The organism is Actinacidiphila sp. bgisy160 (genome assembly GCF_965342435.1).
Classification (GTDB): domain Bacteria; phylum Actinomycetota; class Actinomycetes; order Streptomycetales; family Streptomycetaceae; genus Actinacidiphila.
In genome coordinates this window covers 1-24,716 of record NZ_CBDRCM010000074.1, presented here as the reverse complement: position 1 = coordinate 24,716, position 24,716 = coordinate 1, and the positions used below count along the sequence as shown (strand labels likewise).

General features: G+C 72.8%; 25 protein-coding genes and 2 riboswitches. Of the genes, 15 read left to right on the top strand and 10 right to left on the bottom strand.

Annotated elements, in window-relative coordinates; translation table 11 throughout:
* Positions 1–3: 3 nt before the first annotated feature.
* From ftsR to ACRWNP_RS34000, 4 genes are all read left to right on the top strand, one after another.
* Positions 4–753 (top strand): transcriptional regulator FtsR, encoded by a 750-nt coding sequence (gene ftsR, locus ACRWNP_RS34015; protein WP_431968349.1) that lies wholly within the window; start codon positions 4–6, stop codon positions 751–753.
* A gap of 88 nt (positions 754–841) precedes the next feature.
* Entirely contained in the window at positions 842–1,315 is a 474-nt protein-coding gene (locus ACRWNP_RS34010; protein WP_431968347.1) for a bifunctional nuclease family protein, read from the top strand.
* A 144-nt stretch (positions 1,316–1,459) separates the two neighbouring features.
* Positions 1,460–2,131 carry a MerR family transcriptional regulator gene (locus tag ACRWNP_RS34005; protein ID WP_431968345.1) on the top strand — a complete coding sequence of 224 codons (672 nt, stop codon included), beginning with the start codon at positions 1,460–1,462 and terminating at the stop codon, positions 2,129–2,131.
* A gap of 83 nt (positions 2,132–2,214) precedes the next feature.
* The gene (locus tag ACRWNP_RS34000) at positions 2,215–3,669 is read left to right on the top strand and encodes a DNA polymerase IV (RefSeq protein ID WP_431968359.1); all 1,455 of its coding nucleotides are present in this window, start codon (positions 2,215–2,217) and stop codon (positions 3,667–3,669) included.
* Here ACRWNP_RS34000 and ACRWNP_RS33995 read toward each other — a convergent pair.
* Complete coding sequence (locus tag ACRWNP_RS33995) at positions 3,582–3,962, bottom strand: PRC-barrel domain-containing protein (RefSeq protein ID WP_431968343.1); 381 nt, start codon at positions 3,960–3,962, stop codon at positions 3,582–3,584. The genes ACRWNP_RS34000 and ACRWNP_RS33995 overlap by 88 nt on opposite strands.
* Positions 3,963–4,063: 101 nt before the next feature.
* Positions 4,064–4,168: riboswitch (glycine riboswitch) on the top strand.
* A riboswitch (glycine riboswitch) is annotated at positions 4,169–4,292 on the top strand.
* 31 nt (positions 4,293–4,323) lie between these two features.
* Here ACRWNP_RS33995 and gcvP point away from each other — a divergent pair.
* Entirely contained in the window at positions 4,324–7,209 is a 2,886-nt protein-coding gene (gene gcvP, locus ACRWNP_RS33990; RefSeq protein WP_431968341.1) for an aminomethyl-transferring glycine dehydrogenase, read from the top strand.
* Between the two features lie 69 nt (positions 7,210–7,278).
* On the opposite strand, the gene ACRWNP_RS33985 is transcribed toward gcvP, so the two are convergent.
* A complete protein-coding gene (locus tag ACRWNP_RS33985) occupies positions 7,279–7,485 on the bottom strand; it encodes a DUF5999 family protein (RefSeq protein ID WP_326578093.1) in 207 nt (68 codons plus the stop codon).
* A gap of 249 nt (positions 7,486–7,734) precedes the next feature.
* A complete protein-coding gene (locus ACRWNP_RS33980) occupies positions 7,735–8,325 on the bottom strand; it encodes a hypothetical protein (RefSeq protein ID WP_431968339.1) in 591 nt (196 codons plus the stop codon).
* Between the two features lie 557 nt (positions 8,326–8,882).
* Between ACRWNP_RS33980 and ACRWNP_RS33975 the strand changes: the two genes are divergently transcribed.
* Together ACRWNP_RS33975 and ACRWNP_RS33970 are read left to right on the top strand one after the other, a co-directional pair.
* Positions 8,883–10,379 carry a glutamate--cysteine ligase gene (locus ACRWNP_RS33975; protein ID WP_431968337.1) on the top strand — a complete coding sequence of 499 codons (1,497 nt, stop codon included), beginning with the start codon at positions 8,883–8,885 and terminating at the stop codon, positions 10,377–10,379.
* Positions 10,380–10,413: 34 nt separating this feature from the next.
* On the top strand, positions 10,414–11,241 hold the full coding sequence (locus ACRWNP_RS33970) for a CPBP family intramembrane glutamic endopeptidase (protein ID WP_431968335.1): 828 nt from the start codon (positions 10,414–10,416) through the stop codon (positions 11,239–11,241).
* A gap of 7 nt (positions 11,242–11,248) precedes the next feature.
* Here ACRWNP_RS33970 and ACRWNP_RS33965 read toward each other — a convergent pair whose 3' ends face one another.
* Positions 11,249–12,076 carry a PhzF family phenazine biosynthesis protein gene (locus ACRWNP_RS33965; protein ID WP_431968333.1) on the bottom strand — a complete coding sequence of 276 codons (828 nt, stop codon included), beginning with the start codon at positions 12,074–12,076 and terminating at the stop codon, positions 11,249–11,251.
* 164 nt (positions 12,077–12,240) lie between these two features.
* The gene (locus ACRWNP_RS33960) at positions 12,241–12,486 is read right to left on the bottom strand and encodes a hypothetical protein (protein ID WP_431968331.1); all 246 of its coding nucleotides are present in this window, start codon (positions 12,484–12,486) and stop codon (positions 12,241–12,243) included.
* A 383-nt stretch (positions 12,487–12,869) separates the two neighbouring features.
* On the opposite strand from ACRWNP_RS33960, the gene tsaA reads away from it, so the two are divergent.
* The gene (gene tsaA / locus ACRWNP_RS33955) at positions 12,870–13,295 is read left to right on the top strand and encodes a tRNA (N6-threonylcarbamoyladenosine(37)-N6)-methyltransferase TrmO (RefSeq protein ID WP_431968329.1); all 426 of its coding nucleotides are present in this window, start codon (positions 12,870–12,872) and stop codon (positions 13,293–13,295) included.
* A 54-nt stretch (positions 13,296–13,349) separates the two neighbouring features.
* Here the strand turns inward: tsaA and ACRWNP_RS33950 are convergent, their stop codons facing one another.
* From ACRWNP_RS33950 to ACRWNP_RS33940, 3 genes are all read right to left on the bottom strand, one after another.
* On the bottom strand, positions 13,350–13,952 hold the full coding sequence (locus tag ACRWNP_RS33950; RefSeq protein ID WP_431968327.1) for a TetR family transcriptional regulator C-terminal domain-containing protein: 603 nt from the start codon (positions 13,950–13,952) through the stop codon (positions 13,350–13,352).
* A 73-nt stretch (positions 13,953–14,025) separates the two neighbouring features.
* Positions 14,026–15,042: an alcohol dehydrogenase catalytic domain-containing protein gene (locus tag ACRWNP_RS33945; RefSeq protein WP_431968325.1), complete on the bottom strand. Its 1,017-nt coding sequence runs from the start codon at positions 15,040–15,042 to the stop codon at positions 14,026–14,028.
* A gap of 336 nt (positions 15,043–15,378) precedes the next feature.
* Positions 15,379–15,558, bottom strand: a complete 180-nt coding sequence (locus tag ACRWNP_RS33940; protein WP_431968323.1) for a hypothetical protein — start codon at positions 15,556–15,558, stop codon at positions 15,379–15,381.
* A 223-nt stretch (positions 15,559–15,781) separates the two neighbouring features.
* On the opposite strand from ACRWNP_RS33940, the gene ACRWNP_RS33935 reads away from it, so the two are divergent.
* A complete protein-coding gene (locus tag ACRWNP_RS33935) occupies positions 15,782–16,207 on the top strand; it encodes an osmotically inducible protein OsmC (protein WP_431968321.1) in 426 nt (141 codons plus the stop codon).
* 121 nt (positions 16,208–16,328) lie between these two features.
* Positions 16,329–18,014, top strand: coding sequence for a cytochrome c biogenesis protein DipZ (locus ACRWNP_RS33930; protein WP_431968319.1), 1,686 nt, complete (start codon positions 16,329–16,331; stop codon positions 18,012–18,014).
* Positions 18,015–18,304: 290 nt separating this feature from the next.
* On the opposite strand, the gene ACRWNP_RS33925 is transcribed toward ACRWNP_RS33930, so the two are convergent.
* A complete protein-coding gene (locus ACRWNP_RS33925; protein WP_431968317.1) occupies positions 18,305–19,363 on the bottom strand; it encodes an alpha/beta fold hydrolase in 1,059 nt (352 codons plus the stop codon).
* A 316-nt stretch (positions 19,364–19,679) separates the two neighbouring features.
* Here ACRWNP_RS33925 and ACRWNP_RS33920 point away from each other — a divergent pair, with 316 nt between their 5' ends.
* Complete coding sequence (locus ACRWNP_RS33920) at positions 19,680–20,300, top strand: HAD-IA family hydrolase (RefSeq protein WP_431968315.1); 621 nt, start codon at positions 19,680–19,682, stop codon at positions 20,298–20,300.
* A 50-nt stretch (positions 20,301–20,350) separates the two neighbouring features.
* Here the strand turns inward: ACRWNP_RS33920 and ACRWNP_RS33915 are convergent, their stop codons facing one another.
* Positions 20,351–21,382, bottom strand: a complete 1,032-nt coding sequence (locus ACRWNP_RS33915) for a nitronate monooxygenase (RefSeq protein WP_431968313.1) — start codon at positions 21,380–21,382, stop codon at positions 20,351–20,353.
* 236 nt (positions 21,383–21,618) lie between these two features.
* On the opposite strand from ACRWNP_RS33915, the gene ACRWNP_RS33910 reads away from it, so the two are divergent.
* The 4 genes from ACRWNP_RS33910 (at position 21,619) to ACRWNP_RS33895 (ending at position 24,682) form a co-directional block, all read left to right on the top strand.
* Entirely contained in the window at positions 21,619–22,008 is a 390-nt protein-coding gene (locus ACRWNP_RS33910; protein ID WP_431968311.1) for a YybH family protein, read from the top strand.
* Positions 22,009–22,219: 211 nt separating this feature from the next.
* Complete coding sequence (locus ACRWNP_RS33905) at positions 22,220–22,522, top strand: muconolactone Delta-isomerase family protein (RefSeq protein ID WP_431968310.1); 303 nt, start codon at positions 22,220–22,222, stop codon at positions 22,520–22,522.
* Positions 22,523–22,734: 212 nt separating this feature from the next.
* On the top strand, positions 22,735–23,838 hold the full coding sequence (locus ACRWNP_RS33900) for a YbfB/YjiJ family MFS transporter (protein WP_431968357.1): 1,104 nt from the start codon (positions 22,735–22,737) through the stop codon (positions 23,836–23,838).
* 130 nt (positions 23,839–23,968) lie between these two features.
* Positions 23,969–24,682 carry an SDR family NAD(P)-dependent oxidoreductase gene (locus ACRWNP_RS33895; RefSeq protein WP_431968308.1) on the top strand — a complete coding sequence of 238 codons (714 nt, stop codon included), beginning with the start codon at positions 23,969–23,971 and terminating at the stop codon, positions 24,680–24,682.
* The last annotated feature ends 34 nt before the right edge of the window (positions 24,683–24,716 follow it).

Here is a 24,716-nt window from a genome sequence, read left to right as displayed (position 1 = left end):
TTCATGCTTCGTACACCGTCGGGCGGTGCCGGCAACGGCACCGCCACCGCGGACGACCGGCTGCTGAGCATCGGGGCGGTGCTCAATGAGTTGCGGGAGGAGTTCCCGGAGGTCACCATCTCCAAGATCCGCTTCCTGGAGGCGGAGGGGCTGGTGGAGCCGCAACGCACCCCGTCGGGGTACCGGAAGTTCACCGTCCGGGACGTGGAGCGGCTCGGGCACGTGCTGCGCATGCAGCGCGACCACTATCTTCCGCTGAAAGTGATCCGCGAGCACCTCGACGCCCTCGACCGCGGCGAACCGCTGCCGCTGCCCGTCCCGTCCTCCGCGGAGTCCCGGGAGCTGATCGAGGTCGGCGGCGCGGCGGAGCGGGATGCACCCGCGGCGCTGCGCATCGGCCGGGACGAGTTGCTGGCCGCCACGGGCGCCGAAGCGGGCGAACTCGCCCAGTGGGAGGCGTACGGACTGGTCGAGTCCGGTCCCGACGGTGACTACGACGCCGAAACGGTGAACATCGCCAAGATCGTGGCAGATCTGGGCCGATTCGGGCTCGAACCGCGTCATCTGCGCGCGGTGAAGGCCGCCGCCGATCGTGAGGCCGGTCTGGTGGAGCAGGTGGTCGCGCCCCTGCGCAGGCACCGTAATCCGCAGACCAGGACGCACGCGGAGGCCACCGCGCGCGAGCTGGCGGCGCTGTCGGTGCGGCTGCACGCGGCGCTGGTGCAGTCCGCGCTCAGGGTTCGGCTCTTCTGAGCCGACATGGCCAGGACACGCCCGGCCGGGGACCGGCCGGGCCCGTCCCGACTACCCAAACCGGCCGGGCACGGCCTAGGGTTGCTGTGTGAACGAGCTCGACGTCGTGGGTGTCCGGGTCGAAATGCCCTCCAACCAGCCGATTGTGCTCCTGCGGGAAGTGGGAGGCGACCGCTACCTGCCCATCTGGATCGGGCCGGGGGAGGCCACCGCCATCGCTTTCGCGCAGCAGGGCATGACGCCCGCGCGGCCGCTGACCCATGATCTGTTCAAGGACGTGCTCGAGGCCGTCGGCCAGACGCTGACCGAGGTCCGGATCACGGATCTGCGCGACGGCGTCTTCTACGCCGAGCTGGTGTTCGCCAGTGGCGTGGAGGTGAGCGCCCGTCCCTCGGATGCCATAGCGCTCGCGCTGCGCACCGGAACCCCCATCTTCGGGAGCGACGGTGTGCTCGACGACGCCGGCATCGCCATTCCCGACGAGCAGGAGGACGAGGTCGAGAAGTTCCGCGAGTTCCTCGACCAGATCTCGCCTGAGGACTTCGGTACCAGTAGTCAATGAGGGCCCGCGGAGGCCATTCGTCCAGCCCTACCCCCACCGTGGACACGGGAAACCACCTCTGGGGTTGATATCACTCGGCGTGCCGAGCGTGGCGATCGTTGACGCACCCGGAGTGACTGCCTACCGTCGAGAAGGAAAGTCCCGATGGCACGTGCGCGTGCCCTGAGGGGTGCGAAGGGACGGGAGGTCGGCGTGAGAAGCACCGGCGACGGTACGGCCTTCGGCGGCCCGTATCCGATGCGCGGGGCCTTGGCCCGCAACGCAGCGACGCCCCCCGGAGGGGGTTCGGGCGGCACCTCGGGACAGCAGCCGGAGGGGGCCGGTGAACGGGTCGGCTACCGCGGGCCCACCGCCTGCGCGGCGACCGGCATCACCTACCGCCAGCTCGACTACTGGGCGCGGACCGGGCTCGTGGAGCCGAGCATCCGGCCCGCCTACGGCTCGGGGACGCAGCGGCTGTACAGCTTCCGGGACGTCGTGGTCCTCAAGATCGTCAAGCGGCTCCTCGACACGGGCGTCTCGCTGCAGAACATCCGCACCGCCGTGCAGCACCTGCGCTCCAGCGCGCCCGCCGAGCTCACCCGGATGACGCTGATGAGCGACGGCGCGACGGTGTACGAGTGCACCTCCCCCGACGAGGTCGTCGACCTCCTCCAGGGCGGCCAGGGGATCTTCGGCATCGCCGTGGGCGTGGTGTGGCGGGACGTCGAGGGCGCCCTGTCGCAGCTGCACTCCGAGCGGGTCGACACCGGGGAGACCGTGGTCGGCCACAACCCGGGTGACGAGCTGGCGCGGCGCCGCAACCGCGCGGGCTGAACCGGACGGACCGCGACGCGCCCCACTCCTCCGCCGTACACCTGTACGGCGGATGTCGGACCCATGGTGCAGCATCGGTGACTGTGAGAAGCGCGCCGACCATCCTCCATCTGGACATGGACGCGTTCTTCGCCGCCGTCGAGCAGGCCGCGAAGCCGAGTCTGCGGGGGAAGCCGGTCGTCGTGGGGGGTCTTGGTCCGCGCGGTGTGGTGGCGACCGCGTCGTACGAGGCCCGGGTGCACGGCGTGCACTCGGCGATGGCGATGGCCCACGCGCGCCGGCTGTGCCCGAACGCCGCGTATCTCGTGCCGCGCTTCGCTGTCTACCGGCAGATCAGCGACACCGTCATGGAGCTGCTGTCGCGGCTGTCGCCGCTGGTCGAGCCGCTCAGTCTGGACGAGGCCTTCGTGGACCTGGAGGCGGGCGGGATCGGGGACGACCCGCGCGCGGTGGGGGAGCGGCTGCGGGCGGACATCCGGCGGGCGACCGGGCTCACCGGCTCGGTGGGTCTCGCGGGCTCCAAGCTGCTCGCCAAGATCGCCTCGGAGCAGGCCAAGCCGGACGGGCTGGTGGTCATCGAGCCCGGCACCGAGCGTGAGCTGCTGGCGCCCATGCAGGTGCGCACCCTGCCCGGCGTGGGGCCGGCGACGGCGGAGCACCTGCGGCGGGCGGGCATCGTGACGGTCGGCGAGGTCGTGGAGGCGGGGGAGGCCGAGCTGGTGCGGCTGCTCGGCAAGGCACACGGTGCCCATGTGCACGGGATGGCCCTGGGGATCGACGAGCGGCCCGTGGTCGCGGACCGCGAGAGCAAGTCGGTCTCGGTCGAGGACACCTTCGACGTCGACCTCACCGACCGCGTACGGGTCCGGCTCGAGGTGGACCGGCTGGCCGACCGCTGTGTGCGCAGGCTGCGCTCCGCGGGCCGCTCGGGACGCACCGTCGTGCTGAAGGTACGGCGGTACGACTTCACGACCCTGACCCGTTCGGAGACCCTGCGCGCCCCCACCGACGACCTCACGGTGGTCCGGGAGACCGCGGCGCGGCTGCTGGAGGCCGTGGACATCACCGGCGGTGTCCGGCTGCTCGGGGTCGGTGTCGCGGGGCTCGCCGACTACACGCAGGAGGACCTGTTCGCCCAGGCGGCGGAACGGGTGGAGAGCACGGCGGGCGAGGAGTCCGGCCCGTCCGAGAGGGCGCCGGAGCGGCCCGCGGAGGAAGCCCGCGAAGCCGGGCCGGCCGAGCGGAGGTGGGTGCCGGGCCAGGACGTACGGCACACCCGGTACGGCGCCGGGTGGGTGCAGGGCAGCGGCGTCGGGAGGGTCACCGTCCGCTTCGAGGAACCGGACTCGACGGTGCCGGGCCGGGTGCGCACCTTCGCGGTGACCGACCCGGAGCTGGAGCCGTCCGAGCCGCTCCCGCTGGTGTTACCGGGCCCGCCGGGGCTCCCGCGTCAGCTGTCGCCGGCCAGCGTGCCGAAGTCGCGGTCCGGCGGGGGCTCCGGCACCGGGCCGGACAGGGAAGGCCCGCTCATGCCGTAGTGGTGGTAGAGCTGGAGCTCCTGCTCGGGGGAGAGGTGCCGGCCCACGCCGAAGTCCGGGGCGTCCTTGATCAGTGACTTGTCGAACGGCACGCGCAGCTCTTCCCCGGTGAACTCGCTCGGTTCCAGCGGCACGAACGCGTCGCGGCTGAACAGACCGGTGCGCACCGCGGCCCATTCGGGCTCTCCGGTGGCGTCGTCGAGGTAGACCTCGTCGACCGTCCCGATCTTCATCCCGTTGCGGTCGAAGGCCCGGCGCCCGATGAGGCTGCGCGGATCGATACCGGTCTGCACGGTCCCTCCAACTGGTCGCGATTAATCCTATTTAGGCATGAAAGGTGGCGGCTGTCACATGACCCGTCCCCGGACCGCGCTGGTACGCTGGCAGCGGCTGCTGACCCCTTGCGGGAGAGTCCTGGCGACGCGGGGAACCGCCCGCCCGGCGCCGAAGGAGCAAACCCTCCCCGGAATCTCTCAGGCATCCGTACCGCATGGGCGAGGTCACTCTGGAAAGCAGGAAGGGCGGCACACCCTGTGCGCGGCCGCTTCCTCACCGACGGTGAAAGCCGCCCCGGCACGTGCGGGACGGTGAAGCTCTCAGGTTCAGATGACAGAGGGGGAGGCCGTGTCGCGCCAGACCAGGAGGCCTCCGCAGATGACCGCCAACCGCATCCCACTCTCCGAGCTGGAGCGCGGCATCCCCTTCGAGCAGCGCCACATCGGGCCCGACGCCGGTGCGCAGGCCAAGATGCTCGCGCAGGTCGGCTACGGCTCGCTGGACGAGCTGACCGACGCCGCCGTCCCGGACACCATCAAGAGCGCCGAGGCGCTCGGGCTGTCCGACGCCCGCACCGAGCCCGAGGTCCTCGCCGAGCTGCGCTCGCTCGCCGACCGCAACCAGGTGCTGCGGCCCATGATCGGCCTCGGCTACTACGGCACCTTCACCCCGCCGGTCATCCTGCGCAACGTCATGGAGAACCCCGCCTGGTACACGGCGTACACGCCCTACCAGCCGGAGATCTCCCAGGGCCGCCTGGAGGCCCTGCTGAACTTCCAGACGGTCGTCGCCGACCTCACCGGGCTGCCCACCTCCGGTGCCTCGCTGCTCGACGAGGGCACCGCGGCCGCCGAGGCGGTGGCTCTCGCCCGCCGCGTCGGCAAGGTCAAGGACGGCGTCTTCCTGATCGACGCCGACACCTTCCCGCAGACCGTCGCCGTGATCGAGACCCGCGCCGAGCCCACCGGCGTCGAGATCGTCGTCGCCGACCTCAGCGAGGGCATCCCGGCTGAGATCGCCGAGCGCGGTGTCTTCGGCGTGCTGCTGCAGTACCCGGGCGCCTCCGGCGCCGTGCGCGACCTGAAGCCCGTCATAGAGCAGGCCCACGGGCTGGGCGCGATCGTCACCGTCGCGGCCGACCTGCTGGCCCTGACCGTGCTCACCTCCCCGGGCGAGCTCGGCGCCGACATCGCGGTCGGCACCACCCAGCGCTTCGGCGTGCCCATGGGCTTCGGCGGCCCGCACGCCGGTTACATGGCGGTCCGCGAGGCGTACGCCCGCAACCTGCCCGGCCGCCTGGTCGGCGTCTCCGTCGACGCCGACGGCGACAAGGCCTACCGCCTGGCGCTGCAGACCCGCGAGCAGCACATCCGCCGCGAGAAGGCCACCAGCAACATCTGCACCGCGCAGGTGCTGCTCGCCGTCATGGCCGGCATGTACGCGGTCTACCACGGCCCGGAGGGCCTGGCGCAGATCGCGCGCCGCACCCACCGCTATGCCGCGCTGCTCGCCGCGGGCCTGCGCGCCGGCGGCGTCGAGGTGACCACCGGCTCCTTCTTCGACACCGTCACCGCCCGTGTGCCCGGCCGTGCCGCCGAGGTCGTGGCCGCCGCCCGTGCGGCCGGGGTCAACCTGCGCCAGGTCGGCACCGACCTGGTCGGCATCGCCTGCGACGAGACCACCGGCCGCGCGGACCTCGACGCGGTCTGGGGTGCCTTCGGCGTCACCGGCGACCTCGAGGCCCTGGACGCGACCACCGAGGACGCGCTGCCCGCCGGTCTGACCCGCGGCGTGGACTACCTGACCCACCCGGTCTTCCACCAGCACCGCTCCGAGACCGCGATGCTGCGCTACCTGCGCCGCCTCGCCGACCGTGACTACGCGCTGGACCGCGGCATGATCCCGCTGGGCTCCTGCACCATGAAGCTCAACGCGACCACCGAGATGGAACCGGTCACCTGGCCCGAGTTCGGCGCGCTGCACCCCTTCGCGCCGGCCGACCAGGCCGAGGGCTACCTGACCCTCATCCGCGAGCTGGAGGAGCGCCTCGCCGAGGTCACCGGCTATGACAAGGTCAGCCTCCAGCCGAACGCCGGCTCCCAGGGTGAGCTCGCCGGCCTGCTGGCCGTCCGCGCCTACCACCGCGCCAACGGCGACTCCCAGCGCACGGTCTGCCTCATCCCGTCCTCCGCGCACGGCACCAACGCCGCCAGCGCCGTGATGGCCGGCATGAGGGTCGTCGTCGTGAAGACCGCAGGCGACGGCGAGGTCGACGTCGAGGACCTGCGCGCCAAGATCGAGCAGCACCGCGACGAGCTCGCCGTGCTCATGGTCACCTACCCCTCCACGCACGGTGTCTTCGAGGAGCACATCGGCGACATCTGCGCCGCGGTGCACGACGCGGGCGGCCAGGTCTACGTGGACGGCGCGAACCTCAACGCCCTGGTGGGCCTGGCGAAGCCCGGCCACTTCGGCGGCGACGTGTCGCACCTGAACCTGCACAAGACCTTCTGCATCCCGCACGGCGGCGGCGGCCCCGGCGTCGGCCCGGTCGCGGTCCGCTCCCACCTCGCCCCGTACCTGCCCAACCACCCGCTCCAGCCGACCGCCGGCCCGGAGACGGGCGTCGGCCCGATCTCGGCCGCGCCGTGGGGCTCGGCCGGCATCCTGCCGATCTCCTGGGCGTACGTGCGGCTCATGGGCGGCGAGGGCCTCAAGCGCGCCACCCAGGTGGCGGTGCTCAGCGCGAACTACATCGCCAAGCGCCTGGAGCCGCACTTCCCGGTGCTCTACACCGGCCCGGGCGGGCTCGTCGCGCACGAGTGCATCATCGACCTGCGCCCGCTGACCAAGGAGACGGGCGTGACGGTCGACGACGTCGCCAAGCGCCTGATCGACTACGGCTTCCACGCGCCGACGATGTCGTTCCCGGTGGCCGGGACGCTGATGATCGAGCCGACGGAGAGCGAGAACCTCGCGGAGCTCGACCGCTTCTGCGACACGATGATCGCGATTCGCGCGGAGATCGATCGGGTCGGCTCGGGGGAGTGGCCCAAGGAGGACAACCCGCTGCGCAACGCCCCGCACACCGCGGCGGCGCTGGGCGGCGACTGGGAGCACGCGTACTCCCGTGAGGAGGCGGTCTTCCCCGCCGGTGTGTCGGCCGCGGACAAGTACTGGCCGCCGGTCCGCCGCATCGACGGCGCCTTCGGTGACCGCAATCTGGTCTGCTCCTGCCCCCCGCTGGACGAGTACGACGCGTAAGGGCGGTTGACGCGCAAGGGTCGGCCCCGCTGCTGAAGCGGGGTCGGCCCTGTGTCGTTCCCGGCCCGGTCAGGCCGCTGTGACGATGTGCTCGCTGCCGAGCGGGCGGTGCGGGGCGATGATCTGCCCGTCGGGGAGGAGCTCACCGGTGTCCTCGAAGAGCAGGACGCCGTTGCACAGCAGGCTCCAGCCCTGCTCGGGGTGGCTGGCCATGATGTGGGCGGCCTCGCGGTCGGGGCTGCCGGCGGACGGGCATTGCGGCTGGTGCGGGCACATGGACGACGTCTTTCGCTGCGAGTGGTGTGAAGTACGGCTGCCTTGGGTAGGAACCTCGGTCATGCCGCTCCCCCGTTCAGTCGGTCGGTCCCAGTGTTGCTCTACTGAGCGATTTCCGCAGGGATTTCGCGTGAGCTGTCCTCGTTGGTTGGGGACGCATTCACTCTCGCGGGCGGTTGCCCGGACAATGCAACGCCTCCGTGACCGGACGGTCACGGAGGCGTGCGCGGGTGGCCCCAGCCGGGAGCCTCAGGCGGTGGTGCCGAGCAGTGGTGGCGGAGCCAGCCGCAGGGTCAGCACCGGCACCAGGTCGGAGAGCCGGTGCATACGGTGCGCGGCGATCCCCGGTGGGGCCGGCGCCAGCGGGATCAGCAGGTCGGAGGGGGCCGGCTGCGCCGTGCCCGCGTCCGCCGCGACGTCCCCGTGCAGCCACAGCGTCAGCATGTAGAGACCCGGTACCGAGAGCAGGTGCGGCTGGTACGGGGTGGTGAGTGCGTCGGCCTGGCGCAGCGCGCGCTCGGTGGAGGCCAGGTAGGGGCCCTCGCAGAAGTGCGAGAACGCCCAGCCGTCCGGGGTGTCCACGGTCTCGCCCGCGGCGGCCACCTTCTCGTCGGCGCGGATGTGGAAGCGCCAGCCGGTCAGGCGCGCCCGGGGCAGTCCTCCCGGTCCGGTGATCACGGGGTCGAGGACATGCAGGGGGAGCGGGTGCTCGGCGACCAGTGGCCCCGTGGCGTTGCGCAGCGAGGGGGTGCGGGCCTCGCGGACGGCGGTCGGGGAACTCAGGGCGGCGAGAACGCTCCGCAGGGCGGGAGCGGGGGCTGGGGCTACCTGCAGCGGCATGGTGGGCGGCCTCTCATGAGGAGACACGGGGGTGCTTCGGTGGGGTGCGGACAGCACTGTCAGCGATGGAGCAGACGACACGGCGGCAGGCCGGGACAGTCCGGATCCGCGGGGCGCGCGGGGGCGGCGACGTACGGAATCAGCGTGGGCATGCGGATCCCTTCCCGTGGCCGGTGCGTCGCGGGCGCGCGGCGGGTCGCGGAGGCTCTGCCTGTGAACGAAGGATATACGAGGAGTGTTCGCGCAGTGTTTCATCTAGCCGTCAGCGATATTACGGGCAAGGCGGTTCCGGGTCACCCTGGACGGGTAATAGCTCCCCAATTGCACCGCCGCCGACCCCGTGAACTGCGTTTTCCGCGCTACTGCGGATGGCTGAATCTCGTCGGTGTTTTTCACGAGAGGACCGCCGCCGGCATGTGAATTCTGTCCATGCCCGCGGAATGTGCCGCGAGACGGTGCTCGCGGCCAGCTTAGCGGCTCAGGGGCGGCGCCGGGGGCCTTATCGATCTCAGGGCTGGGCATGATGTGATCACGGCCCACTCGAGGAAGGACCTCCGATGGGGGAAAAGGTCGTGGCCACGGGGTTCGACCTGGCCGACCGCCAGCGGTACCGCAGGAAGCTGAAGCAGTGCCTGCTGGGGTTGGAGCGACTGCTGGAGGAGAAGCGATTCGACCGTCCCCGCAATCTGATGGGGCTGGAGATCGAACTCAATCTCACCGACCGCGACGGGTTGCCGCGCATGATGAACGAGGAGGTCCTCGAGCGCATCGCGAGCCGCGATTTCCAGACCGAGCTCGCACAGTTCAACATCGAAGTGAACATCGCGCCGCACCGGCTTTCCGGCCGGGTCCTGGACCGCCTCGCAGAAGAGTTGCGCATGGGTCTGGGATATGCCGAGACAAAGGCCCGCGAGGTCGGCGCCCGCATCGTGATGGTGGGAATCCTGCCCACCCTCGGCGCGCAGGACCTGGTCGGTGCCAACCTCTCCCGCGTCGACCGCTACATGCTGCTCAACGACCGCATCCTCGCCGCCCGCGGCGAGGACATCACCCTGGACATCTCCGGAGTGGAGCGGCTGACCTGCGTCTCCGGCTCGATCGCCCCGGAAGCCGCGTGCACGTCGATGCAGATGCATCTCCAGGTCACTCCCGCGCGCTTCGCCGCGGTGTGGAACGCCGCGCAGGTGGCGGCCGGCCCCCAGGTCGCGCTCGGCGCCAACTCCCCCTTCCTGTTCGGCCGTGAACTGTGGCGGGAGACCCGCCCCACGCTCTTCCAGCAGGCCACCGACACCCGCCCCGAGGAGCACCGGGCCCAGGGCGTGCGCCCGCTGACGTGGTTCGGCGAGCGCTGGATCGACTCCGCCTACGACCTCTTCGCCGAGAACGTGCGCTACTTCCCCTCGCTGCTGCCCATCTGCGAGGACGAAGACCCGCTGCACGTCCTCGACGAGGGCGGGGTGCCGCAGTTGAAGGAACTCACGCTGCACAACGGCACGATCTACCGCTGGAACCGCCCGGTGTACGCGGTGGTCGACGGCGTACCCCACCTGCGCGTCGAGAACCGGGTGATGCCCGCCGGGCCCACCGTCGCCGACGTGCTCGCCAACACCGCCTTCTACTACGGGCTCGTCCGCTCCCTCGCCGAGGCGTCGCGCCCGGTGTGGAGCCGGCTGCCGTTCGCCGCGGCCGCGGCGAACTTCGACGCCGCCTGCCGGTACGGCATCGACGCGGTGCTGACCTGGCCCCGGCCAGGCCGCGGCAGCGGTCTCGTGGAGATCGGGGCCGTCGAGCTCGTACGGGACGAACTGCTGCCGATGGCGTCCGCGGGACTGGACGCGTGGGGGATCGACCCGGTGGACCGGGACCACTACCTCGGCATCATCGAGGGCCGCTGCCGCAACCGCATGAACGGCGCCGAGTGGCAGGCCGTCGCCTTCCACCAGGAGCTGGACCGCGGGCTGGACCGGCAGCGGGCACTGGCCGCGATGACCCTGCGCTACTGCGAGCTGATGCACACCGGCGCCCCCGTGCACGAGTGGCCGCGAGAACGCTGAGCCGCCGCCCGCGCCATCGGGCCCATGAGGCAGGATGGCGCGGGTGGAGGAATCTGTGGACAGTGATTCGGTGGAGCCGGGCGGGTCCAGGACCGGGGCGGTGGAGCGGCTCGGCCCGCGCACGCTGCGCAGCGAGACCCTCCTCGTGCTCGCGCTGTCGCTCGGGGCGAGCGCGCTCTCGGCGCTGATCAGCTTCATCGGGTCGCTGACCAAGCCCGGTGGGCTCAAGGACCAGGCGGCCACCCTCGTCGGTTCGCAGGCTCCGGGCCGTCCGTGGCTGGACCTGTCGTGGCAGCTGTTCGGCGTCGCCACCGCGCTCGTCCCGGTCGCCCTCGTCGCCCACCTGCTGGCCCGCGAGGGTACGGGCATGCCGGCCATCGGCTTCGACCTGCGGCGCCCGCGGACCGACCTGCTGCGCGGCGCCGCGCTGGCGGCCGCCATCGGGGGGACGGGGCTGCTGTTCTACCTGGGCGCGCGCGCCTCCGGGTTCAACCTCACCGTCGTTCCGGAGTCACTGCCCGACGTCTGGTGGAAGATCCCCGTGCTGATCGCCTCCGCGATCCAGAACGCCGTGCTCGAGGAGGTCGTCGTCGTCGGCTACCTGCTGCGCAGACTGGGCCAGTTGGGCTGGACGCCGGTCGGCGCACTGGTGGCCAGCAGTGTGCTGCGCGGCTCGTACCACCTCTACCAGGGCATCGGCGGGCTCATCGGGAACATGGCGATGGGCGTCGTCTTCGTCCTGCTCTACCGGCGCTGGGGCCGGGTGGGGCCGCTGGTGGCGGCCCACGCGCTGATCGACATCGTGGCCTTCGTGGGCTACGCGCTGCTCGCCGGGAAGGTGGACTGGCTGCCGACCGCGTGAGTCCGCGCTACGGGTGGGCGTGCAACTCGCCGTCGATCACGGTGACGGCACGGCCGCTGAGCCGTACGCGGTCACCGCTGAGCACCGTGCGCACCAGGCCGGAACGCGCGGAGGCCTGTAGTCCGGTGAGCTCGTCGCGGCCCAGACGCCGCGACCAGAACGGCGCCAGGGCGGTGTGGGCGCTGCCGGTGACCGGGTCCTCGTCGATGCCGACGGCGGGGAAGAAGCCGCGCGAGACGAAGTCGTAGCCGGTCGTCGCCGGGGACTCGGCCGCGGCGGTCACGATGAGGCCGCGCCTGGAGGGCAGCGCGGCGACGGCGGCGATATCGGGCGTCAGCGCCCGCACGGTCTTCTCGTCGGCGACCTCCACCAGCAGGTCGCCCACGTCGTCCCCGGTCTCGTGCACCGACAGCACCTCGGCGCCGATCGCGGCGGTGATCTCGTCCGTGACCACGACCGAGGTCAGCGGGGCGACCGGGAAGTCCATGGTGATGGTGCCGTCGTCGTCTGCCGTCGTGGTGAGGACGCCGCAGCGGGCGCCGAACCGCACCGGGCCGCTGGTGAGGCCGGTGCTGTGCAGGACATGCGCGGTGGCGAGCGTGGCGTGCCCGCACATGTTCACCTCGGCCTTGGGAGTGAACCAGCGCAGTGCCCAGTCCGCGTCCTGGGCGCCCGGCGTGGGGTGGGCGAAGGCGGTCTCGGAGAGGTTGACCTCCGCGGCCACCCGCTGCAGCCAGCCGTCGTCGGGGAAGCCGTCCGCGTCGAGCAGCAGTACGCCCGCGGGGTTGCCGGCGAACGGGCGGTCGGTGAAGGCGTCGACGATACGAATCCGCATACCGGCGAGCCTACGGAGGTCCGTACGCGACCGGCCAGGGCCAATCGAGGGGTGGTGGCCCGCGGCAGAGGTGCCGCGGCCGGTTCCGCGCCCCAACCGGGCCCGGACTCCGCCCAGGTGAGATGGGGGAGGCGGCCCGGACCAGGTCTTTCCCGGCTGCCCCGTCAGTAGGGCGGCGCGTCGTCGGGCATCGGACGGACCAGGGCGGCGTGCGCGGCCCGCACCGCCCGGCAGCCGGCGCGTTCCGGCTGGTCGGCGCCCGGTCCCCAGAGGCGCACCGCGCGCTCGTCCCCCGCACCGACCGGCTCGGCGAGTTCGGCCGCGACGGCGAAGAGGTCGGACAGCGCGGAGCGCACCGGGACGTCCGCACCGGCGGCGGGGCGGATGACGAACGGCAGGGCGACCGGCATCGCGGCCCCCGTCCGGAAGACGTCGTCCGGAAGACCCCGTCCATCAGGACGCCGGCGAGCACCCGCGCGGCCTCGGGGCGGCGCGTTCGTCGGGCAGCGCGTGGAGGACGGTCCGCGGGTCCGCGGGGCAGCCGGGGACGCCGGCCCACGGCACCTCGTCGCAGCCGCCGGCGCGGGGTGCGCCGTACCACTTCGCCCCGCGTCCGGATGGTCACGAAGGAATCCGGCCACCATGGCCGCCTTGGCCGCGGTGTCGATCACGCACATGGTGGTCCGCTTTCCCGTCGCGTGATGCAGGATCATCACTGTGCCCTGTCCGGGTCGTCCGCACGGCAGGGGCGGAGGGCGCGGTGGCACATCGTGACGCCGGAGGGAGGTGGCGGATGGACGGGTTGTCGGGGCCGGAGTACGTCCTGCGGGCCGTGGGGTACGTCGAGTCACCGTTGCGGTGCCGGGACGAGGCCCCGAAGCAGGGTGACGAAGGGTCCCCGGAGGCGTGGCTGGTCTTCGAGCCCCGGGTCGCGGGGGCGCTGTGCGGGGTGCGGGCCGGCACGGACGTGCTCGTGCTGACGTGGCTGGACCGGGCCCGCAGGGACGTGCTGGAGGTGCGTCCGCGGGGAGACCGGGAGCGGCCGCTCACCGGGGTGTTCGCCACACGGTCGCCGGACCGGCCGAACCCGGTCGGGTTGCACCGCGTCCGGGTCGTCGAGGCCGACGGCCTGCGGTTGCGGGTGCGGGACCTGGAGGCGCTGGACGGCACGCCCATCCTGGACGTGAAGCCGGTGCTCGAACGGCCGGGGGAACGCTGAGGGACGGTGCCCGGTCGCCGTGGGGGCGATCGGGCACCGTCCCGTCGTGGCGCGTCAGGCCGTGCCCGCCGGCGGGGCGGGCGGAGGTGTCAGCAGGGTCCCGAACACCGTGTCGAAGAAGTCCTCGAAGGCCTCGCCCGACCGGCCGGAACGCGCGGTGATCAGCGTGCCCTCCCAGGCGTTGAGCACGAACCGTGCCGTCCGCCCGGTGTCCAGGTCCGTCCGCAGCTCGCCGGCTCGCTGTGCCTCGGCGAGCGCGCCGGCGATCAGCGAGGCCCACACGCCGAGGGACGCGCGGACGCCGGCGCGGATCGTCTCGCTGTGGTCGGCGATCTCGGCGCCGAAGTTGCCGAACATGCAGCCCCGGGTGAAGTCCGCGTCCACGGTCTCGTCGCGCAGGAACTCGAAGTGCTCGCGCAGCCGCACGAGCGGCGCGGTGCCGGGTTCCGCCAGCACGTGCGTCCGCCGGCCCGCGCCGTAGCGGTCGAGCGCGACGAGGGCCAGCGCCTCCTTGCTGTCGAAGTGGTTGTAGAACGACCCCTTCGGCACTCCGGCCGCGTCCGTGATGTCCTTCACGCCCGCGGCGTTGTACCCCTTCGCGTGGAACTGCGCGACCGCCGCGTCGACGATCGCCTCTCGCATGCTCTGCCGGGCCATGGCGCCACCTCCTCCGCACGCAATATGGCCGGTCGTCTCCGACCTGTCAACACCCGGCAGGGCACGCGCTGGGTCAGGCCGCGGCGTCCAGCACCACCCGGAAGCGGGCCTTCCCGGACATCATGTGCGCATAGGCCTCGGGTGCCCGCGACAGGGGCATCGTCTCGATCATCGGGCGGACACCGGTGCGCGAGCTGAACTCGAGGTTGTCCTCGTTCTCGATCGCGGAGCCGGTCAGGCTGCCGGTGATGGTGCGCGGGCCGAAGATCAGGTCGGGCGTGGCGACGGAGAGCGGGTCCATGGAGACGCCGACCACGACCATGTGCCCGCGCGCGGCGAGTCCGGGGACCAGCGGGCTCATCGACGTGCCGCTCGCCGCCGTGGCGACGATGGCGTCCGCGCCGCCCAGCTTGCGGAGTTCGGCTCCGGGGTCCTGCGCGGAGCTGTCGATGTAGTGGCTCGCGCCGAGTTCGCGGGCGAGCTTCTCCTTCTCGTCGCCGCGGGCGATGGCCACGACGCGGTAGCCGAGCCGGGCGGCGTACTGGAGGCCCAGGTGGCCGAGGCCGCCGATGCCCTGGATCGCCACGATCCCGCCCGGGCGGACGTGCAGCCGGCTGAGGGCGCTGAAGGTCGTGAGGCCGGCGCAGAGCAGCGGGGCCGCGAGGGCGGAGGGAAGCTCGTCCGGCACCCGGACCAGGCCGCTGCCGCGGGTGATCAGCACCTCGGCGTAACCGCCGTCGGTGGTGGTGCCGGTCTGGGGCTGGTCGGTGCAGTTGACGAAGTCACCGCGGCGGCAGGGCGTGCACTGGCCGCAGTGTCCGCCCAGAAAGCCCACGCCCACACGGTCGCCGACCCGCCAGGTGGTCACGCCCTCGCCGACGGCGTCGATGACGCCGACGACCTCGTGGCCGGGGACGACCGGCTGCGACGGGTCGGCCCGCAGCCCCTCCACGGCGAGCACGTCGGAGTGGCAGACGCCGCAGTTCTCCACCCTCAGCCGGACGTGCCCGGCGGGCGGGGCGGCGACCTCGCGGGTGACGAGTTCGAAGTTGCCGGCGCCTGTGACCTCGAATGCGCGGTACGTGGACATGGTTCTCCTCGACGGATCGACCGGGGGTTGGGGTGGCCGGGGCAGGCGCCGCGGCAAACGCGGCGGCACCCGGTCACATCAATATGACCGGTCGTCTCAAGCGGCGTCAAGCGCCGCCCGTCGGGCCCGGCGGGGCCGGGCATGGCAGCGCCGGCCCGCCCCGATGGTGGTCGGGGCGGGCCGGCGCGGCGAGGTCGGGGGCTGGGCGGTCAGACGACCTGCGCGAAGCAGGCGACGCTCACGGCCGCCGCGAGCACTGTCAAGGACGCCGCGAGGAGCGGCTTGGGGATGCGCACCGGGGAAACCTCCGTTGCTCTGCCGGCGGGCCGGCGGGGTTCACAGGCAGTAGCGGACGAGCCACTCGTCGGCGGCGTACACGTTCCTGGCCGGGTCGGGTGCCGTGGCCTGGCTCTCCTGGATCATCTGGTCGGGCCGGATGCGCTCGGGCAGTTTGCCGAACCGGGCCCTGCGCGCCGCCGCGGCGGCATCGGGGGTCTTCTGTGGCGTGGGCGGCATCGCGTCGTCTCCTCCGCGGAAGGGTGTCGGTCCCGTCGAACGATGTCCTGTCATGCGTCACCTGTCAAGGAGGTGACTCACATCACGGGCGCGGGGCTGGTCGACGTGCGAACGAAGTACGTCACCTCTTTGACAGGTGATGAGATGTTCTGTCACAGTCATCACCACCCTGACAGGTGATCTGTCGGACCGGCCGGCCGGGACACGCGGGAAAGGCATGATCGTGACCGAGACGAACCACACCGCCGTCGTCACCGCCAGCGGTGAGGGCCGCGACAGCGGCCGGGCGGCGTCCAGCGACGGGCTCCTCGGCCTGCCCCTCGCCGTCCCGAAGGAGTGCGGCGGCGACGGCCGGGCGGCCGACCCCGAGCAGCTGCTCGCCGCCGGATCGTCCACGTGCTTCCTGGGCGCGGAGAAGATCACGGCCGCTCAGCGCAAGGTGCGCGTGCGGGACCTGGCCGTCGTCGCCGAGGCCGCCCTCCGGCACCGGCACGCTCAGGGTGACTACGCCCTCAGCGCCGTGCTGCACCCCGAGTTCGGCGGCGTGGGCCGGAAGGCCGCGGCCGGACTCGGGGCCGGCGCCCACCAGATCCGCCCCTGCTCCACGGCGCCCGCCGTCCCGGTGACCGTCCCGGCCACCGTCGCCTGAGAGCGCACCCGCCGCCGCGCATGCGCGGCGGCACCGTCCGTCCGCGTCGTGCCGGGGCCCGGAGCCCTTGGCACGCCGCCGTTCACCGGGGTCTGCGTGAAAGCCCCGTCCGGAGGTCGTCTTGCTCACGCTGCTGCTCATCGGGCTGGTCGGCGGATTCGTCACCGCCGTCTCACCGTGCGTGCTCCCCGTCCTGCCACTGGTCTTCCTCTCGGGCGGGGTCCCCGCCGCCCGGCAGGACGCGGGACCGGCGCGAAGGAGCCGGCCGTACGCGGTGATGGCCGGACTGGTCGTCAGCTTCAGCCTCATCACGCTGTTCGGCACCCTCGTGCTCGGCGCCCTCCCGGTGCCCCCGGACATCCTCCGGTGGGTGGGCCTCGGGGCGCTCCTGCTGCTCGGCGTGGCCATGATGTTCCCGGCGGTGCAGGAGCTGCTGGAGCGCCCGTTCGCGCGCATCGGGCAGCGGCGCGTCGGGGGCGGGCGCGGCGGGTTCCTCCTGGGACTCGTGCTCGGCACGGTCTACGTGCCCTGCGCCGGCCCCGTTCTGGCCGCGATCGCCGTCGCCGGCGCCACCCACCGGATCGGCGCGGGGACCGTCGTGCTCGCCGTCGCCTTCGCGGTCGGCACGGCGGTGCCGCTACTGTTCTTCGCGCTGGCCGGCCGGAGGATCGCCGAGCGGGTGCGCGCGTTCCGCGAACGGCAGCGCGGGGTGCGGTTCGCCGCAGGACTGACCTTCGTCGTCCTGGCCTTCGGCCTCACTTTCAACCTCACCGACGTCGTGCAGCGGGCCGTCCCCGACTACACCTCCCGCGTCAACGAGGCGATCGCCGGCCCCGCGCTCCCCGGCGGGCCGGGCGCGTCCGGCCCGCGGGACCTGCGCTCCTGCGGGCAGGAAACGGCGTCCGTCCTCCAGGACTGCGGAGCGGCACCGGAGATCTCGGGGATCCAGCAGTGGCTCAACACCCCCGGGAACGCGCCGCTGACCAAGGAGTCGCTGGCGGGCAAGGTCGTCCTCGTCGATTTCTGGGCCTACTCCTGCATCAACTGCCAGCGTGCCATCGAGCACGTCGACGCCTGGTACGAGCACTACCGGTCCGACGGCCTCGTGGTGATCGGCGTCCACACCCCCGAGTACGCCTTCGAGCGCGTCCCCGGCAACGTCGAGGCGGGCGCCCGGCGGCTCGGTGTCGGCTACCCGGTGGCGCTGGACAACTCTTATGCGACCTGGGACAACTTCGGCAACCAGGCCTGGCCCACCCAGTACCTGATCGACGCCCATGGCAGGGTCCGGCACGTCGCCGTCGGCGAGGGCGGCTACGGCGGCACCGAGTCGCTGATCCGGCGACTGCTCACCGACGCGCGCCCCGGCGTCGCGCTGCCGCCCCCCACCGACGTCCCCGACGGCACCCCGACCGACCGGAGGCAGACCCCGGAGATCCCGCTGGGGGCGGGCCGCAGCGCCGCCGTGGTGAACGGACCCGTGACCATGGGGACCGGGGTGTTCCGCCGACCGGAGGCCCTTCTTCCCGGCCAGGCAGCCCTGACCGGGACCTGGGACGCCGGCCAGGAGGCGCTGACCAGCGGGCGGGACGCCGGGATCACGCTGGACTTCTTCGCCCGCGACGTCTACTTCGACGTCGGCGGCACCGGAACCGTGACCGCCACCCTGGACGGGCGGACCAGCACCTTCGCCGTCTCCGGCGCCCCCGGCATCCGCCGCGTGGTGAGCGGGAGTTCGTCCCGCCGGGGTGTCGTGACGCTGAAGCTCTCGCCCGGACTCAGCGCCTACTCCTTCACCTTCGGCTGACCGCACGTCCGCCGGCCGTCCGTGCCGCCCCCGTCCGCTCCGCGGCCGGGGGCGGTGGCTTGCGCGCAGACCGCGAGGCGTGGGCTGCGGGTGCCGGAGCGGGCCCGCACCGCACCCCACCGGGGTCCCGCCCGGCGACGGGAACGGAACGGGGCGGATCGATATCGCGGCACCTGATGGTGTCGCGATATCGATCCGCCCCGAAATGATCTCGTGACCGGTGGTCAGGCCGTGGTCGACCAGCGTTCTTCGCCCCGTGCCGAGCGCCTCGCCGGGCCTCTCGGAAGGACTCAGAAGGAGTCGGCGTCCACGACGGCCGCCGCGAAGGCCTCCGGTGCCTCCTGGGGCACGTTGTGGCCGATGCCCTTCAGCGTGCGATGGGCGTACTTGCCCGAGAACCTGGCGCGGTAGGCGGCTCCGTCCCCCGCTGGGGTGAACGGATCGACCTCGCCGTCGAGGGTGATGGTGGGCACCCCGATCATCGGGCCCGCGGCGAGCCGCCGCTCAAGGCGGTCGTAGCGCGGGTCGCCCTTCGCGAGGCCGAGCCGCCAGCGGTAGTTGTGGAGCACGATGGCGACGTAGTCCGGGTTCTCGAAGGACGCGGCGGTGCGGCGGAACGTGGCGTCGTCGAACTCCCACGTGGGGGAGTTGAACTCCCAGACCAGGCGGGCGAGGTCGTGCCGGTTCTCCTCCAGGCCGAGGCGGCCGCGCTCGGTCGCGAAGTAGTACTGGTACCACCACGCCCACTCCGCCTTCGGCGGCAGCGGCTGCATGTTGGCGTCGCGGTTGGTGATCAGGTAACCCGTGACGGAGACCAGGGCCTTGCAGCGTTCGGGCCAGACCGCGGCGATGATGTCGGCGGTGCGCGAACCCCAGTCGTAGCCGGCGAGGACCGCCTTCTCGATGCCCAGGGCGTTCATCAGGGCGATGACGTCGAGCGCGACCACCGACTGCTGGGCGTTGCGGAACGCCCGGGGCGAGAGGAAGCGCGTCGTGCCGTGGCCGCGCAGGTGCGGGACGATGACCCGGTAGCCCTCCGCCGCCAGCAGGGGCGCGACGTCGACGTAGCTGTGGATGTCGTACGGCCAGCCGTGCAGGAGTATCACCACGGGGCCGCCGGCGGGGCCGGACTCGGCGTAACCGATGTTCAGGACACCGGCGTCGACCTGCTTGAGGGCGCCGAGCGAGGTGTACGTGCCCCGGACGGGAGTGGGTCCGCCGGTGCGCGGCCGCGGCCTGTGCGACGTCGCCGCCGAGGCCGGTTGTGACGCGAGGCCCGACAGCCCCGCGAGCGACGCCGCGGCCGCGCCCGCACCGAAAACCTTGCCGAAGCTCCGCCTGTCGATCATTCCCAACCTTCTTTCGTGTTCCTGGGGTTCTCGTCGGCAACCCTCGCACGCACTCCCGTCACCGGTCAAGGTGGTGACGCATGCGGTGCCGCGGGCTCGTTCCCAGGTCGGAGGAGGGGCGGCCGGGCGGGTGGCGGGAGGGGATGACAAGATGGCGTCGGGTCGTCGCCCCGCGCGTGCCGTCCGCGCGGCCGCCGCTCCCGGCCGGCCCCTCGGGCACCGCGCGGCAGCGTCGCCGGCGGAGGGCCCACACGCGGCTGCCGCGTCCGCATCGCGGCGGCACGCGTCCTCGTCGCGCTACCGCTGGAGTTCCGTCATGTCCCACCGCACCGGCCTGATCCTCGACTTCGGCGGTGTCCTCACCACGCCCCTGCTGCCCGCGGTGCTCGCCTTCGAGCGGCGCGAGGGGCTGGCCGAGGGCGCCTGCATCACCGCGCTCTACCTCGACGAGGAGGGGACCCGGCGCACCCACGAGCTCGAACGCGGCGCGATCACCCAGACGGAATGGAACATCGCGGCGGCCCGCAGTCTCGGCGTGGTGCCCGACAACCTCATGGGCCGGATCTTCGCCGACCTCCGCCCCGAGACGGCCCTGATCGACGCCGTGGCCGCCGCCCGGCGCGCCGGGGTGCGTGTGGGGATCCTCTCCAACTCCGTCGGCTTCGCGCCGTGGGACCTGTACGACGGCTACGACCTGGAGGGTTCGTACGACGCGGTCGTCATCTCCGGGCACCACGGGGTGCGCAAGCCCGAGCCCGCCATCTTCGAACTGGCTCTGCAGGGGCTCGGTCTGCCCGCCGAGGCCTGCGTGTTCGTGGACGACACCGAGCAGTACCTCGCGCCGGCCGCGGAGTTGGGGCTCGCGGGCGTCCACGCCAAGGACCCCAAGGAGACGATCGCCCAGCTCGAGGTCCTGCTCGGCGTCGCGCTGACCTGAGGGGCCGGACCGGGCGGGCCGCCGTGTCCGGCTCGCCCGTGCGCCCGGGATCAGATTCCGGACGCCAGTCGCCGCAGGATCCGCTCCGCGGGCTCCTCGGTGGCGTGGCGGTGGCCGGTGCCGGCCCACAGGTGGATCCGCTCCTGGTCGCCCGCGGCGGCGGCCGCCTTGCGCATCGGGCTGGTCAAATGGTGCAGGGCCGGGTAACCGGCCGGCGCCGCGTCGGTGTGGCGATCGGTGAAGTCGTTGCGCAGCGCCCTCGCCGGACGGCCCGTGAACGCCCGGGTCACCACCGTCCCGGTGCGTGCCGGGTCGGCCAGCGCCGCCCTGTGCGGCGAGGAGGTGCCGGCCTCGTCGGCGCGCATCAGCACGGTGCCGACCATGACCGCGTCGGCTCCGGCGTGCAACGCGCCGGCCACGGCGGCCGGGGTCGCCAGGCCGCCGGCGGCCACGAGCGGCAGGGACACCGCCGCGCGCACCTCGCCGAGCAGGTCCTCCAGGGGGACGGCCGCCGGTATGCGCTGCGGGGTGAGCGTGCCCGAGTGCCCGCCCGCGGCGGACGCCTGTGCGGCCAGCACGTCGGCGCCCGCCTCCGCGGCCGCCCGGGCCTCCGCGGCCGAGGTGACGGTCTGCACGACCAGGCTCCCGGCGGCGCGCAGCGCGGAGACGACGGAGGCCCGCGGGATGCCGAAGGTGAAGCTCACCACCGGCACCGGCGCGGAGAGCAGCAGGTCGACCTTGTCCGCCCAGTGGTCGTCGTCCTCGACGATCTCCGCGGTCAGTGTGTCGACGCCGTGTGTCCCGGCGTCGGGCGCGATCGCCCGGGCGTAGCGCCGGAAGGCGCCGGGGTCGACCGGGACGGGGTTGGGCGCGAAGAGGTTGACGCCGAAGGGCATCCCCGACGGCCGGACAGCGGCGATCTGCTCGGCCAGCGCCGCGGCGGTGCGGTACCCGCCGGCGAGGAAGCCCAGGCCGCCGGCCCGGGCGGCCGCGGCGACCAGTGCGGGGGTGGTGGGACCGCCGGCCATCGGCGCGGCGAGGACAGGGGTGTCGACCCCGAGTGCGGCCAGTGGCGAGACCATGATGTGAGTGTTCCTCCTGCGGGGCGGCGACGCTTGCGAGGGGGGTGCGCGGGGAGCCGGGAGGTGCCGGCCGTGGGCTTCGCGTCGGCTTCACCGGTGTCCCGTGTTTGCCAGTATACGACCGCCCGACTAATTTATTAGACCGGTCGACTATCTTATTCGGCCCTGGTTCCGGACGCCCTCCGCACGCGGGCGGGCGCCGCCCTTCCTATCGTTGAGCACAGAGGAGAACCGACATGAGCGCTGATCCGGCGGACGCCACGAACGACCCGATGCGCCAGACGCTGTCCCGCTGGAAGGCCGCCTTCGACGGCCACCGGCCGGACGAGATGGCCGAGCTGTTCACCTCCGACGCCCTGTTCCAGGGGTTCGGGCCGGAAACCACGGCCGGCCGGGAGGCGGTGCGCGCCTACTACGAGGCCGTGACGGAGGATCGCTGGGCGGAAGTCGGGAAGGTCCAGGGCTACCGCATCGGCGACCAGGTGGCCGGCGGCTTCGCCGACGTCGTCTTCCGGGGCGCGGAGGGCTGGACGGCTCCCGTGCACCTCTCGCTGGTCCTGCGGCGCGAGGGCGACGGCTGGCTGATCCGCGCCTACCACGTCTCCCGGATCGCCACCGACAACTGAGGCCCAAGGCCACCCGCCCGCCGGGCGGCGCCCGTTGTGAGGTTCCGCCTCCCAGCAGGGAGGGAACCGGTCGTGGCGCCCTCCCGGCCCGCGGGCGCAGGGTGGGAGGAGCGGAGGACCGGCGGTACGCCACCGGCCCGGACGCCCGCCCGTCGATGGCTCCGGCTGTTTTCCAGGTTCTGTTTTCCAAGGTTCTAGGAGAGGCAACACCGTGAAGGAGTTCCTGGTCGAGCTGACCACCACCGTTCCCGAGGGCACCGACCCGGCCGAGGTCGACCGGCGTCGCGCGGCCGAGGCCGTCCGTGCCGGGGAACTGGCCGCCACCGGCCACCTCGGCCGGCTGTGGCGCCCGGTGGGCGAACTGCGCAGCATCGGCCTGTGGCGCGCCGCCGACGAGGCCGAGCTCTACGAGAAGGTCCTCGGCACGCTGCCGCTGTGGCCGTGGATGTCGGCTGTCGTGACCGCGCTGCAGTCGCACCCCAATGACCCGGGGAAGGCGGACGGCGCCGCCTGACCGCGCGCGCCCCGCCGTACGCGGCACCCCCACACGGCTCCCCCTCGCCCGGGCACGGCGCGACGGGGGGCCGTGGTCCGTCCCGTACCGGAACCATCGTCGAGGAAGATGTCGTGAGCGAAACAATCCAGCGTCCGGCCGCCGCACCCGGCGGGGCCCTCGGCTCGCCCTGGGCCCACGTGGGCCAGGCCGCGGCGGCGCTGGCGGCGGCCATGGGGGTCGGCCGTTTCGTCTACACCCCGATCCTCCCCCTGATGCACGCTCAGGCGCGTCTGACGGCCGGGGCCGGTGCGCACCTGGCCACCGCCAACTACATCGGCTACCTCGCCGGGGCGCTCGCCGGTACCTTCCTCCCCCGGCTGACGCGCTCCGCCGCCGTCCTGCGCGGCTCGCTGCTGCTGCTCGTCGCGAGCCTCGCCGCCATGCCGCTCTCGCAGAGCACCGAGGTGTGGCTGGTACTGCGGCTGGTCGCGGGTGCGGTCAGCGCCACGGTCTTCGTCATCGCCGTCAGCGCGCTCCTCGGGCGGCTGCGTGAGCACCCCGCCCATCTGACCGGCTGGGGCCTCGGCGGGGTCGGCGCCGGGATCGCCCTGTCCGGGCTGCTCGTCCTCGTCCTGCGCGGGTTCGCCGGCTGGCGGGCCGCGTGGTGGGCGTCCGCCGCCCTCGCCGCGCTGCTCTCGGTGGCCGCGTGGACCATGCGGACGGAGGCCGCGCCGGCCGCGCCGCCCGGAGCGCGGAGGCAGACGGCGGCGCCGCGCACGCACCGCTGGTTCGGTGCCCTGTTCGCCTCGTACACGCTGGAAGGCGTCGGCTACATCATCGCCGGCACCTTCCTGGTCGCCGCGATCGACCAGGGCTCGCCCGGCCGGCTCGGCACCGGCGCCTGGGTGCTGGCCGGGTTGGCGGCCGTTCCCTCCGCCGCCCTGTGGGCGTGGCTGGGGCGGCGCTGGTCCCGCCCGGACGTGCTGCTGGCCGCGCTGGTCGTGCAGGCCGTTGGCATCGCACTGCCCGCCCTGGTCGCGGGGCCCGCCGCGGCGCTCGCCTCGGCCTTCCTCTTCGGCGCCACCTTCATCGGCGTGAGCACGGTCGCTCTCGCGGCCGGGACGCATCTGCGGTTCCCGCGCGCGGTCGCCCTGCTGACCGCCGGGTACTCGGTGGGCCAGATCCTCGGCCCCCTGGCTGTCGCGCCCCTGTTGCGCCACGGTTACCAGCAGGCGCTGGTCCTGGCGGCACTCGTCGTCCTGGCCGCGGCCGCGGCGGCCTTCGTGCTGCGCGTCGGATTCCCGCACCGCATGGACCCGCCCGGCGCCCGGTAGGCGGCCTCCGGCGGCGTCGCCTTCGTCCGTGTTTCGCCTATTTGACAGTTCTCGACCGGTCGTCTACTTTGTAGGTGACCGGTCGTCTAGTGCCGGGTCTTCCATCACATCCCCACGGAGAAGGAACACCATGAGCGTTCAGGGTCAAAAGGTCGCGGTCGTCACGGGTGCGTCGCAGGGCATCGGTGCCGGAGTCGTCGAGGGGTACCGCAAGCTGGGCTACGCGGTCGTCGCCACCTCGCGGAACATCGGTGAGTCGGCGGACCCGGGAGTGGTGACGGTCCGGGGGGACATCGCCGAGTGGGAGACGGCCGAGCGTGTGATCGCGACGGCGGTGGAGCGCTTCGGCCGGGTGGACACGCTGGTCAACAACGCCGGCGTCTTCGTGGCCAAGCCGTTCACGGAGTACACCGAGGAGGACTACCGCACCGTGCTCGGCATCAACGTGGACGGCTTCTTCCGTATCACGCAGCTGGCGGTGGAGCGCATGCTGCAGCAGGGCGGCGGGCACGTGGTCCAGATTTCCAGCAGCCTCGGTGACCAGGCGGACGCGAAGATCACTTCGGTTCTGGCCTCGCTCACGAAGGGTGGCCTGCAGGCGGCGACCCGGGCGCTGGCGACCGAGTACGCGACCCAGGGGATCCGCGCGAACGCGGTGGCACTGGGCACCATCAAGACCCCGATGCACCCGGTGGAGACCCACGAGTGGCTGGCCGCGCTGCACCCGGTCGGGCGCATGGGCGAGGTCGACGACATCGTCGAGGCGGTGCTCTACCTGGAGAACGCCCCGTTCGTGACGGGCGTGACCCTTCCCGTGGACGGCGGCCAGACCGCCGGCCGCTGACCGGTCGGTGGGCGAGTGCCCGAGTTCACGGCTG